Origin of the sequence: Bradyrhizobium genosp. SA-3, from assembly GCF_004212635.1 — a bacterium.
In the GTDB taxonomy this organism is placed as follows: domain Bacteria; phylum Pseudomonadota; class Alphaproteobacteria; order Rhizobiales; family Xanthobacteraceae; genus Bradyrhizobium.
The window spans coordinates 1-12444 of the sequence record NZ_PSRT01000091.1 but is presented as its reverse complement, the minus strand read 5'-3'; the positions used below and the strand labels follow the sequence as shown (position 1 = coordinate 12444).

The 12444-nt window shown below is 59.9% G+C and carries 9 protein-coding genes and 2 pseudogenes; 2 read left to right on the top strand and 9 right to left on the bottom strand.

Annotated elements, in window-relative coordinates; genetic code table 11:
- The first annotated feature begins 120 nt into the window (after positions 1–120).
- Positions 121–699: a DUF2939 domain-containing protein gene (locus CWO91_RS27880; RefSeq protein ID WP_130218106.1), complete on the top strand. Its 579-nt coding sequence runs from the start codon at positions 121–123 to the stop codon at positions 697–699.
- Between the two features lie 988 nt (positions 700–1687).
- Here the strand turns inward: CWO91_RS27880 and CWO91_RS43290 are convergent.
- Complete coding sequence (locus CWO91_RS43290; RefSeq protein ID WP_165405750.1) at positions 1688–1912, bottom strand: hypothetical protein; 225 nt, start codon at positions 1910–1912, stop codon at positions 1688–1690.
- An 810-nt stretch (positions 1913–2722) separates the two neighbouring features.
- Between CWO91_RS43290 and CWO91_RS27870 the strand changes: the two genes are divergently transcribed.
- Positions 2723–3004: an H-NS family nucleoid-associated regulatory protein gene (locus CWO91_RS27870; RefSeq protein WP_130218102.1), complete on the top strand. Its 282-nt coding sequence runs from the start codon at positions 2723–2725 to the stop codon at positions 3002–3004.
- 872 nt (positions 3005–3876) lie between these two features.
- On the opposite strand, the gene CWO91_RS27865 is transcribed toward CWO91_RS27870, so the two are convergent.
- From CWO91_RS27865 to CWO91_RS44560, 8 genes and pseudogenes are all read right to left on the bottom strand, one after another.
- Positions 3877–4164, bottom strand: a complete 288-nt coding sequence (locus CWO91_RS27865) for a DUF3892 domain-containing protein (protein ID WP_130218100.1) — start codon at positions 4162–4164, stop codon at positions 3877–3879.
- 1050 nt (positions 4165–5214) lie between these two features.
- Complete coding sequence (locus tag CWO91_RS27855) at positions 5215–7665, bottom strand: hypothetical protein (protein ID WP_245471387.1); 2451 nt, start codon at positions 7663–7665, stop codon at positions 5215–5217.
- A 73-nt stretch (positions 7666–7738) separates the two neighbouring features.
- Complete coding sequence (locus tag CWO91_RS43285; RefSeq protein ID WP_165405749.1) at positions 7739–8092, bottom strand: hypothetical protein; 354 nt, start codon at positions 8090–8092, stop codon at positions 7739–7741.
- A 100-nt stretch (positions 8093–8192) separates the two neighbouring features.
- Entirely contained in the window at positions 8193–8342 is a 150-nt protein-coding gene (locus CWO91_RS45525; RefSeq protein WP_130218098.1) for a nucleotidyl transferase AbiEii/AbiGii toxin family protein, read from the bottom strand.
- A 105-nt stretch (positions 8343–8447) separates the two neighbouring features.
- A pseudogene (locus tag CWO91_RS45520) lies at positions 8448–9032 on the bottom strand (DUF6088 family protein).
- 21 nt (positions 9033–9053) lie between these two features.
- Entirely contained in the window at positions 9054–10772 is a 1719-nt protein-coding gene (gene nopM / locus CWO91_RS27835) for a T3SS effector NEL-type E3 ubiquitin ligase NopM (RefSeq protein ID WP_208753074.1), read from the bottom strand.
- Between the two features lie 757 nt (positions 10773–11529).
- Positions 11530–12273 carry an IS21-like element helper ATPase IstB gene (istB, locus tag CWO91_RS27830; protein ID WP_130218094.1) on the bottom strand — a complete coding sequence of 248 codons (744 nt, stop codon included), beginning with the start codon at positions 12271–12273 and terminating at the stop codon, positions 11530–11532.
- A gap of 11 nt (positions 12274–12284) precedes the next feature.
- Positions 12285–12444: pseudogene (locus CWO91_RS44560) on the bottom strand (IS21 family transposase); the annotation flags it as partial.

Genomic DNA, 12444 nt, shown 5'->3' with positions numbered 1-12444 from the left:
CAGTTTGTCCAACCCTGTAAGGGCACAATTGGCAGTCCTTTCGATTGACCTTGCTGCTAACGATGAACACCGGCTCGGTTAGCTTCAGGAACAAAGCCCGGCCGCCTCGATTGCCGCTCCATGAAGTGGCTCCTAGGCATCGTTGCGGTCCTCCTGCTCTGCCTTATGGTGTATGCCGGATTGGCTTTCGTTTCCGCGTTGGATCTCGTTTCGGCCGTTCGGAGCGGAGACGCCTCTCAAGTCATGGCCCGAACGGATTTGCCGCGTGTCCGCCATTCCCTTGTCGATCAGGTTGTGTCCACCTACCTCGATCGACTTGCCCAAAAGCGGCCGGTGCGCCCATTCGAGCGAATGGCGATAAACGCGTTCGGTGCAACGATCGCCGATGACTTCGCGATCAAGCTCATGACGCCGGAAAATGTGTCCGCCCTTTTAAAGAGCGGCACTGTTCGCAACGGCGCGGAGAACATCACCTTCGGAACGATGTCGTCATTGGCCGAGCTCGACATCTCAAACATCTTCGTTTTCGCCGGACGGATCACCCTGGTGAAGCCTGTCGAGTTTGCGTTGCGGCTTGGCGACAGTGAGGACGCAGGTAGCGTCAGCATGCATCTCGACAGGACGACCTGGAAGCTCTCGGGGATTGGGCTGCCGCCGAAGGTTTTGGCAAATATGGTTGACCGGCTGCCGACGCGATGACCCCGCTGGCCCTCCCGCGCTCTCTGGCGTGACTGGTTGCACTTCGCTGGCACGGTCCTTGCCGATCCACCCCTACTTCCATCGGTCCTGGCAGGGAGCCGTTTCGCGATGAAACAGAAATTTCGAGTTCCAAAGCCGCGCAAGCCTACTCTGGCACACATGATCTCTGATCTGGTGAGATTGCTTAAAGCAATGAAAGATCTTGAGGGGCTGAGAGAGAAGGTCCGGCTAGCAGAAGCCGCTCGCGTATTGCACTAAGCCTCGGCGATTCGAGCCGTTCGGTGGCCTAGGTAGGAACGCTGCAGCCTGGTACCGCATTCGCTTGTATGCAGCGGTTCTCTTTACCTTTGATAGTGGCGGCCGCATTCACCATCGGCGTCATCGCTGGCTATTGCATTAGGGCACTCATTTCCGCAAGGCATCGAGCAGCGGCCCGCCGCAGGCGCCGTGATTTCAAATGAGACGAGGTCCACTGTTCATCGTGGCCGGAAGTCGACGGAATCGGCTGTCAAGGAGGCAACACTTCTGCGACCTCACTCCTCCCGGTCAAATCGAGTTAAGGAAGTGTTTTCGCCTCGGTTAAGCAGCCCAAGCCGTCGTTCCAGCTCTTGCTTTTTCGCTAAGAGCCTCAGCGAGAGAATGTCATTGACGAGCGTGTGGAGTTGCCACAGCTCCTCCACAGACATGCTCTGCAACCGCTCCCGTTCCATGAATCCCCCGACTCACTAGGGCCATAGCTTGGAGTTACCAAACGGGGCCGACAACGAGACGTCGGTTGAGGATGGAAGGTTATCTACTTACGGCTTTGGCTTGGTTCTGCGAAGCTGACCGATCCGATCTTGACCGAGACCGGCACCTACGTGCGGCTGAAGCCGGACAGCTAGAATCTGCTTCCGATCTAACAACGCCGGGCGCTGAGGCCGGCCACTGCACCCGATGCCGGTAAACAATAAATTTAATTATTGTCGATACTCATCATGACTCCGCCTCAAAATTGAAAAATAATCTTTGAGAAAAAACATGGCAGGCCGGAATGGAAGTTGCCCGCTGCTTTCGCGCAATGGCGCGGCTTCGCCGACAGACTGCCGCGAGAAGCTGGAACCTGCTCGCTGAGGCAGAGTACTGAGAGCATCTGGCGGCTGCGGCTTTGGCTCACTGAGCTTCGGCCGAGCGATTTCTCGTCCTTTCTTTTTTCATCGACTTCGTAGTGCAAGTCATATTTTGGGGTGGGTCATCTCCAGTATGCGTCAGATTTATACTTGTGCTGTTCTGAATGAACGACGCCAAACGCTTGTGGCGGAGCTGAGAGAAGTGGAGAAGCTTCGAAGTAAGCTCCGACACGTTGAAGCGAGAACAATCGGTAGAAGCCGGCGTGTTAAACCGGGCAGCAGAGCAAGAGCCGTGAACTAACTTGGCGGCGAAATGGGCCGTCTATTCAGGGCGGAGTCGCTTCCGTCCGACGTTGCACCTTGAAACACAGCAACGAGCCGATCACCTTCCCAAAGCTCCACGTCGTGCTCGCAACACATTTGCTCGGCTCGACGTCTCGCCGCCTGCTCGTCAATGCAGTCAAGCTTTGCGGCGCAGATCACTCGCCGGCTGCTGTCAACCACGAACACTTTGTACCGCATGCTGGCAGTCTCATCCAAAAGGGGACCGTCATCGTAAATCGAATGTCCGTCTAAAGGCAGCGCCAAACCATGTGCGGGCGCGCGGAACCTTTGTACGTGTGGCAATTCGGCTATATCAACGTGAACTCATCGAAGCCGCGGTGGGCGCGTTAGATACACCGCTTCACTGTCGGTAAGTTCGTGGATGTCACGACCCCGGTCTGCAGACCTAGCGAGCATTGCCCCTCACGCGAAATTAAATGCTCCGCCATGATATTACCGCCGTCAGGCCTTTCTCCCTGCTACCTCCACATTTAAATGTGGATTGTACGGTCATTATTTAACTGGTGGCTTGCCTGCTCCTTCATTCCCGACTTGTCTGCCTGGGCCTTCTCCCAAACTCGGATCGAGCCATGGATGCCGCGCATTTTAATTCGCTCTCCCTTGACGAGCTCTGGACACTTCACCAACAGGGCAGCCTCACTCAGAAAATGTTAGTGCAAAAAGCACGATTGGAGGAACGGCTCCACAAGATTGGACTGGCCGACGAGGCCACACGGTTCGATCGTAAGCGCCGCCCGTACCCGCCCGTTCGTCCCAAATATCGCAATCCGAAGAACCCGGCGGAGACATGGTCGGGTCGCGGCAGGCTGCCTCGGTGGCTCCGGCCGCAGCTTCGAGGCGGCCGGAAGTAGGACGATTTCCTAATCGACCAGGCTTCGGTTCAAAAACGGCAGACAAATTGAGAGCCGCAGCCGCGATCGCGTTGAAGGAGCCAACCCCCATCCTCGTTGGGCGATGATGCGGCCGAAGCGAGGCCTTCGAGCGCGCCTAGAAGATCGCTAGGAGCGACGGTACGAGTTGGATGCCGCAGGAGCTTAGGGAATCAATTGCACGACCGCGGCTGAGGTGAGCGCCCGTAGTTGTCCAAGCCTGCGAGCTGCGGCCTCAGAGGCGGGCCTCATCCTGATGTGCTTATGCCGCTGTTGTGCGGCCAAACCTCACCTTATCGTGCGCCTTCACGAAGAAGGCCAGCCATCAATTCTGGTAGGCGCCACACGCGCGCTCTTGGCGCTACATTCCGCAGCCCGTGAGCTTGACGACACTCCCGGGAAGACGAGGTGGTAGCTTTGTTAGGCAGGGCAGGCCACCGAAGTTAGCGGCGCGTGGCAGGGACAGCGCTTTTTTCAGGGCCGACAAAGCGCCGAGTCACGTTGCCGCTAACTTCCACTTTGGTCCGAATGGACGGTGACCATACACGGCACAAGCGTTCGCCCGCCGAGCTGAGGCGCTCGGAGCGGATATTGAGCGCTGACCAGATCGCCTTTCGGGACCTCACGAAGGCCGACGCAACCGCCTATTGCGGTTGCTCCGAGGACGCGTTCGACACATGGGGTCAAGAAGGACGCGGTGCCAGGCCGCGATACCCGGCACTCAGAGCTTGGATCGCAATGCGATTGACTGGTATCTGGACCAGGCGTCTAGGCTACTTACCGGGGAGACCGCGTCGAACGACCCTGACACAGCGCTGGCAGAGTGGCGGGCTCAACGTGCGGGCCGGTGATCATCAGGGACACTCGACGAGGAGCGAGAGAACATTGTCGGGTTGAATGTCGTCTGCCGTCGTCTTGATGTACTTGTGCCCGTTGTGCGTGGCCCACACCACATCAACCCTGCGGCCGTTTTCTTCGACATAAAACTCCCATTCGTCGCTCTCGATATCTTTGATAGCCTGATCGATGGATCGCTTCCACGGCGTTCCGTCGGGGTTTAGTCCGCCGATATGTGAGATTCTTTCGTGAGGGTTCGTTCTGCCCGTCTTGTTGGTGCAACGAATGCGTGCGCGTTTGGCCATCGAGTCTCCCCTAGATCTGCAGGCAGCTTAGACGAAGGTAGTTGATCAGGGCGGCCACCAATCCTGGTAGGCGCCCCGGAGCCCTTCTCCGCGATACAACCTGGCGGCACTCTGAGGATTGTTGAGGAGAGGCTGGTCCGAGCGCCGTCATTTCGAGGTTGGCCAGCGCGAATAATTCCCGTTCGGAACCATGGCCAGGTCAGGTTCTCGAAAGCTTGCCCGACTACGGAGACCTGTTCAGGTGATCCTGGAGGTGAGGTGAGCGTGGACCCGCAAGATTTTGACCCATTTCATGCACCAGCTTGGTCGCAGGTGCAGCACGCCGTCTCGGAGAGCCGCAGACCAGCCAAGCCGGGCAAGATGGCTTTGAGCAGCACTCGGCCAAGCCAAGGCAGGCCGATCCCGCTCCCGTCGGCGGTGGTGGCCCCTATCCCCATCTATCTACTGAAGATCAGGATCTTATCGACAGGGCGATTGCTCAATATGCGGTTCAGAAAAACCCACAACCGAACACGGCCGCGGCGCCTTTCACCTTCGTCGGGAATACTGCGATTTTATCGCCCTGCCCGAGCCCATCATTGAGGCCAACCGTCTGGTGGCGCCCCATTTCTTGGCGAGGGCCGATCCGCCCCACACGGCGCCGGGGTTGGTTGCTTGTACCGAGTAGATGCGAGTTCTCTCATTGGCAGGCTCTTCTACCATTGATTGATCTAGTAGAGGTTGTGGTGGGAGATGGCCGTGGACGAAACTAGCCTTCGTGACTTTGACGAACCGATGTCGCCTCAGACTTGGCGATCATGGAAAGCCTGGACCGACCATCAAGACTCAGAACCGCAACCTGAAAAGGCTCCCTCTTCGTTGTGGCCGCTTGCTCTTGTGATTTGGTTTCTGTTGGGATTCGTGGCTTTGGCGAGCTGGGTCCGGACTTAGCCTCTTAAATGATCCGGATCAGCCCGTTCGCAACGATGGTTGGCGGAATTCTGAGAACAGGCGCGCTCTTGCCTCCCTGTGGTCAGTAAACGTGACGGCACCACGTGAGTGCCGTGTTGTTCAAGTGTGGGTACGTGTCTTGGGGACGTCCCCGCCCGATAAACTGACCGAGCCAACACCGCCGTCAATATCAGGCGTGTATTCACGCCCCACCTCAGCGATCTGCATCGATTGGGTGCATGGCCGGTCAAGCGCCGCGTGATAGAACGCCTCGCGCGAGCTGCCCGCCGAGCATTTGGAATTGCAGCCAACTTGCTTCTTCACCGACGTTCGGGATAGACGCGAACGCGCTGGCGTCCTTCGCTTTCCACCAACTCGCCCCTGTAAGGCACTCCGCGGATCTCGAAATAGGTCGGGCGCGACTTCGGGCATGATGCGCTGGCCTTCCAGGACGCGGACAAGGTAAGGCGGCAGGAATCGCTCCCGGTGCTCCCATCCGCCCCGAATCAAATACCCAAGATCGACTGCACCTTCGTCCGCTCGTGCGGCCCTGACGATCTGTGGGGGACGATGGAGGGGCTGGGATGGGCCAGCTTCGTTTATCCCGCCAACGCGCGGGTGATGGATCAGGCGAATATCCCTGCGGCCTCCCGGTCCAAAAGTCGCCGAATAGCGCTCCCCATTGATCGCAAACTGACTTGGCCCGAACTGGTTTGGCAGCAGATTGATGTTGCCCAATACATCGATCAACACGTCTGAAGCCGCCTGGGAGCCGTGGCGCCAGTTGGCGCCAACGATCGCTCCAATATCCCGCAGCTCCGGAGCCGCACCCGGCGGTCCTGCGAACGACGAGGCGGCTGCGAATTCAGGTGCCGGCGCAGAGCGCGCATCGTCACGCAAGTCGTGGGGTGTGGGTGGATCCAGATCAACGAAGGAGTCGAGACCGGCGTAGATGTTTGACGATCGGGGCCTCACGGATGATGGCGATGCGGGTTCTTGCATCTGTGGCCCAAGCCAGGTCCAGGCTCCCTGGCTCGAGGTGGCTGGAGTGGCAGGAAGCTCGAGCGGTAGATGAGCCTGCGCGCCCCAGTGCGGCGTCGGCACTGATGAGGCGGGTCCGTGGATTTGCTCGCCGAGCCAATCCCAGGCTCCCGCGCTCGGCGTCGCCGGCGTTGCGGGAAGCAGCTGGGACGAGCCGGCCTGCCATCCGCTTTGCGGCGCCGGCATCGATGAGCCAGATCCGTGCATTTGCTCTCCAAACCATTCCCAAGCTCCCGCGCTCGGCGTGGCTGGCGTTGCGGGAAGCGCCTGTGGCGAGTGGGCCTGCCGAGCAGCTTCCACAGAAGGCTGACCCGGATCCCCAGGAGACCGCAATCCAAGCGCCCTGTTCGCCTCCAGGATTTGCTCGTATTGGCCAAGCTTGACCAGATCAGCGTTGATCTTGCTGTCGTCGGTTTCGTGCCTGTACTCCTCGACATCCTGAGCGAGCCCAGGGGTGGACAGTCGGCCGGCGATCGGTGGCCTGTCATGCGTCTGCAGCCACTCACTCAGCCTCGACATGCGGCGAGCCTGCCTGTCGATCGTCTTCGCGTCGATCCTGCCTGTCGCCTTTTCCGCCGCCGCCCACATGCCGATGAGGGTTGCGTCCGCGCCGTGAGGAGCCAGTCGGCGGACATCGGCTGCCAGGGTGTTTCCGGCACCAACTTCACGAAGCTTCTTCAGGGCCGCCTTGATGCGCCTGCCGCGGTCCTTTGCGTAAGTGTCGACGTCCTCATCGAGCTCAGCTTCCAGCTGGTGGTTTTCCACCTCCGGATTTTCCAACTGCGCGTTTTCCAGTTCCCGCTGAATTCGATCGGCAATTGACGGCCTGCCCGCCTCGCTCAGGCGCGCGCTCAAATGGCGCAGATCGGTTGCCGCATTTTTGATGGTGCCGTCGCTGAGGTTACCCGCCGCCTTGTTTCTGAAGTCTTTAATGAGCGCCTCATCCTCCGCAGAGACCCCGCGCGTCCGGCCCGGCTGCCTGGCGTAATCAATTCGTAAATTCGTCGAAAAGACGTCAGATTGTCCCGCGTCGCGCGACGACTTTTCGCTGCCGCTCCCGCCAAAGGCCTTGCCGATCCCCGACTTGAAGCGTGACCATAATCCGCGGCTTTTTCCGCTCTTGGCCGACGCGGCAGACTCTGCGTCCGGAAAGCTGTAGCGTGCGCTGCTGAACAGATCATCTCGCAAACTGGACTGCGGCACTTGCGCCGAAGCGGGAAGCTGAAAGCTGGGAATGTCTACGCTCCGGCGCGAGCCGCCTAGCGCACTCTCCCTAAAAGCGGAGTGCGGCGGCACCCGCATCGAACCGCCGAAATCGTCCCGCCGGACTGCTCGACCACCTCCTGCGGGAGCCCGATCAGGCGAAGTTGACGTCCTTTCATCAGACGGATCGAGATTCAAATCCTGCAGCCGCCGTTCAAAGTCACCCTGCTCGCTTGGGCTGCCCGCTCGCTGCCCAGCCCGCCCCTGCAGGGCGGCGTACTCCCGCATCCAGGCTCCTGAATCGAAGAATGGGTCAACCGGATCCATCCTGCTCTCCTTATGTTTGTATAGACCCTGCAGCAATCCGTACGGCCTGGATTACGGCCAGATAGCAGCTCGTTCAGCAAGAATCAGATTCTCGATTGTTGTAGCCGCAACCTTTCGAAAAGCTGACGAGATCAGGATATTGCTGCGCGCGAGACCGGCCTCGCATCGGCACCCGCCTGAGGACAGGACGGGTCGCTCCAATTTTGCCGCACCTCTTCGCCGGCGCCCTGTTCGAGCTGACGAAATTCGTCGACCGATATAACAATGGATCGCCTGTCGATCGTGCGCCGAATTCAAGTATCACGGCGGGGCTCACATAGCCGCTACCAGTCTCCAATGAATCATACGTGACGAGCATGTCGCCCTTGGCATCAACTTTGGCGCTGAGCTTGTCATCTTGCAGGCGCTCACTGATGACCGACGACACTTTTTTCCTTGCCGCAGACCGGGAGGCGTTCTCGTGTCTTGGAGTTCCACTTTTTGCTTTGACTGCGGTTCTGAGTGATCGAATTGTCCTCGCTTGTGTTTCACCAGTCCGGAGCTATCGCTCGAATGCCGTATGTGAGATCCACGTCTTCCAGGAAACGGCGAATTGCGCGTTGAGCCTTCGAAAGGGACGTTCCGCCCTTGAAGACGAGATGCTCGCCCAGTGGCGAGGAACAAGCGCGTTCAGGCATCAAACGATCCAAACGTTGTTTTTCGAGAAGATGTGCAGGCCGTCCTGAGTTCGCAGCAGTAACGCTGAGCGCCTCTCGGCGCTCGGAATCGGATAGGTTTAAAGTTTATCCAGCGCGCAGTTCGCTTACGGGCCTGACAAGCCAAGCCGGCAATGAAGATCCGGCAGACTTCAATTCGGTCACTTCAATTGGGCTCAGTCTTTGACTGAGGGACCGCAAGGCTTATCGTGCAGTCTCGGGACCGACCCGATCAAGCGCGCGCACGACCTCACCTGCACGACGGTTTGCCATCGTAAGCTGCCAACGCGGTGCATGCTTGAACTCCACAACTTGCTTGCCAAGATGGAGCTCGCGGGAAGGACCGAAGTCAAATAGACCTGCCGAACGGTTAGCTGCCTCGTCAAACCGAGCTGGTTGGCTGCGGCAGCGCCTTCGGAACTGATGATTTCACCGCCGCGCGCCTTGGTCTGCTCAACAACTTTTTCGACCGACGGAGCTCTCGTCCTGAAGCGGCTTTCCATCGGACGCAGATACGTCCTCGCCTCGGGCGCGGGAATTTTCGTCGCTCGGCAAGGCCAAAAGGCCCTGATCGACGGCAGCGCACTTTCCAAGGTGCAAAAGCACCTTGGCAGCGATGGGCGAGGCTTCACGATCGATCTTTAGATACCGCTGCAGAGCAATGATAAATATCTCTGCGGCGGTTTGGGAGCCTCATAGTTCGAGGCCACGCTCTGCGAGCACACGGTGCATGACCTCGCCTTTGATCTCGCCAGCGATCTCGTTTCGGACTTGGGCTCCGAGCACCCGCTCGGCATCCGGATCGCCTAGAAGACCATGCTCGACCAGTCGCTGATCCAAGCGGGTTTGAAACTCCTCGCCCATGGCTTCAACGAGCCGGTCTTGCATCGCTTCATATTCGTCCGGAGCGATGCGCCTCAGCACCGTCTCCCAGGGTTGCCAGCGGGTTGCCATGTAGTCGGTGAATTGGTTCGCTTCCTGCTCCCGAACCAGGTCCAGCGCCTGCGCAGCGTCATCCGGGGTTACGTGAGAGACCGTCAGGAAGCGCATGTCAGGGGCGATGTGACTGAGCTCCAGCGGCTCGCGCAGCAAATGTTGATAGGCCAAGTAGACTTCGACGTCGTCTATGTCCGGGTCGACGCTGAGGAGCGAGTTGACCCTGTCGCGCGCGATCCCGTCCAGCGCCTCCAGGCGGAACGCAACGCGGCCGCGCTGGATCAGTTCGCCAAGCCTATCATCATACAACCCATCCTCGACGTCAGCATTAAGGCGCGCGGTCTGCATACCGTTCCAGTGCAGAGTAACACGATCCTCGCAGCTCGCGTTGGCCTCGGAAGCCTGTGTGAAAAACTGCTCGCGCAATCTCGGATTGGTCGCCGCCTGCCGCAGATCATCAGCCACGGCCCGCCGAAACTCGTCATTGCCATAGTTGACCGTCCCTCGTAGCCTTTCTAGGAACCGGGCGTAGACTTGGGCGCCTGGCTCATCCGCAAAGTGCTGCCATTTGGCCAGTGCCGCCGGATCGTCCCCGAGCCAGTGCGCGGCAGCCTCGTACAGAGGCAGCTGCTCAAGATGCGGTGCCGCGAGGTGAGCGCGGACCTCGTCCGGGAATGGGTTATCGCCGAACTCGAGGTTCTCCAAATGAGGATAGTTAAAACTCCTCGATAAGAGATCCTCGGGCAGGCTGGTCAGCCGGTTGCCGCTGAGATTGAGCGATTGAAGCCAGCTCGGAAGGGGTTCGGGGAGGTTGGTCAATTGATTGCTGCTGACATCGAGTTCAATGAGATCCGATGGGAGGGACTCGGGAAGCTCGGTCAGCTGATTGCCACCAACCGCGAGCGAGGTGAGGCTACTCGGGAGAGCGTCGGGCAGGCGACTGAGTCGGTTGTTGTTTGCGTTCAGGATCCCCAGCCCCGCCGGGAGGTTGTCTGGTAGAGTGGTCAACCTGTTATCGCTCACATCGAGGTGAGAGAGGCTCGCCGGAAGAGCGTCCGGCAAACTGGTCAACTGATTGTGGCTAATAAAAAGTTGGTTGAGACCGGGTGGGAGGCTAGCGGGCAGGCTGCTTAGCTCGTTGTGCATGGCGCGGAGTCCCAGCAGCCTCGGCGGCAGGGCGGCGGGCAAAGCGGTCAGCGAGAGGGATGACAAATCTAATGAATGCGAGCGCGTGTTGTCCGCAGCCCTAATTCGCGAGCGCCCCTGTCGCCGATTCTCGGCTTCGCCCTGCCCCTCTTCGGCAGCCCAGTTTTCCAGGATCCGCCCGCGCAAGGAGGCGGGGGTCCGATACCCTGTCAAGGCTTCGACCCAATCCGCCACGGCTCGGTTGAAGCCGCCGAGGTAGCTTTCCTGCTCCCCCTCTTCAAAAGTGTCCCCGGAGGAACCTGCGCTCCGCTGTGCCTGTCCTGTGTCCATCAATTTCTCCATCGTCAGAACTAAAGAGTACGCCCGCCGCTTCTCAAGGTCGCGAAGCAGGTGGTTTGCGCAGCGCAATGATCATGCGAGAGCCTGTGCACGTGCGCTGCGGCTGCCGTCCGGCTCTAGTCGGCACAGGTTCACACGAGCCCAACCGCGGCAAATAGATCGATACTGCTGCGAGCTTTCTGCCATTTCGTTGACCATATAAGTCCGGAGGACGTGGCAGCGTCTTGCCCTTAGCGGGCACACCTGTCGATCAGCTGACGAGTGTTGCTGCAGACCACCCAAGTCGCTCGGTTTGCCAGCAGTGGCAAAAGACCAGCACGGCACCGATTGCCTTGGCACGTGAGAGGGCCGCCGCGAAGTTGGGCGTTCGAGCGCCTGCCGCTCTTCGTTTCCACGCCCTCGGCCGAAAAGGCTCCACCGCCCGCCGTTGAGATAACGCACCACCGCCGGACTGGGGCTCGATGCTTAAGCCGCTCCTGCGTTGGTTATGCGGATTCCGACGTAGTCGCCCGGGTGTACCGATATGAAGTCGCCCGGGGATTCCGAGACGATGTCGCCCACCTTTCCGATTTGATCTCGCCCGGGGACGAGGCGTTCTGGCTGCCTAGGTTCTCCGGCATTAGGCCAGCCGCGCGGTCAACTGGAATCGCGGCTTGAACCTGTTGTGTTTCTGTTGCGGTTGCTGTGGGCATGTGGGCAACGCCTTGGCGTTGTCCAAGCGCAGCGGCATGTCCACAGCGTCACGGTCTCAGGCCTTTCGGGCGGACTGCCGGGTTCGGCGCAGGCTCTCGCCGGTGAGGTCGAGCCGATGGGCGTTGTGGACGAGGCGATCGAGTACGGCGTCGGCATAGGTGGGATCTCCAATGAGCACATGCCACTGGTCCACGGGGAGCTGGCTGGTGACGATGGTGGAACGGTGACCGTAGCGATCTTCGAGGATTTCCAGGAGGTCGTGACGGGCACCGGCGTCAAGCGGCTCAAGTCCCCAGTCATCGAGGATCAGCAGATCGACACGGCCCAGCCCGCGCAATAGGCGCGGATGGCGGCCGTCGCCGCGCGCGAGAGCGAGGTCATCGAACAGCCGCGGAACACGTTGATAGAGCACGGAGCGATTGTCACGGCAGGCCTTATGACCGAGCGCCGAGGCGAGCCAGCTCTTGCCGACCCCGGCCGGGCCGCAGATCAACAGGTTGGCATGGTCGTCGATCCAGCGGCCCTCGACAAGCTTGGCGAACAACGGGCGGTCGAGGCCGCGCGGGGTGCGGTAGTCAATGTCCTCGACGCACGCCTGCTGACGCAGCTTCGCGTAGCGCAGGCGGGTGGCGAGCCGCTTGTCGTGGCGCAGCGAGGCTTCACGTTCGAGCAGCAGCGCAAGCCATTCGGCGTGACCGAGGCTTGCGGCCTCGCCGGTGGCTTCGATGTCGGCGAAGGCCTTGGCCATTCCGTGGAGGCCGAGGGCGTTGAGGCGATCGAGGGTCGGATGAGTGAGCAAGGGATGGTCTCCTAATTGTAGTAGCGCGGTCCGCGGATGTTGGCATGCAGGATCGGCGCATCGTCCGCGGAGCGCTGATGAGCGGGACGCCGATCGAGGTTGTTGGCGAGGATCGACTTGACCGAGCCATAGGTGCGCGCACCGATGTCGATCGCCCGCGCAGCCGCGGCG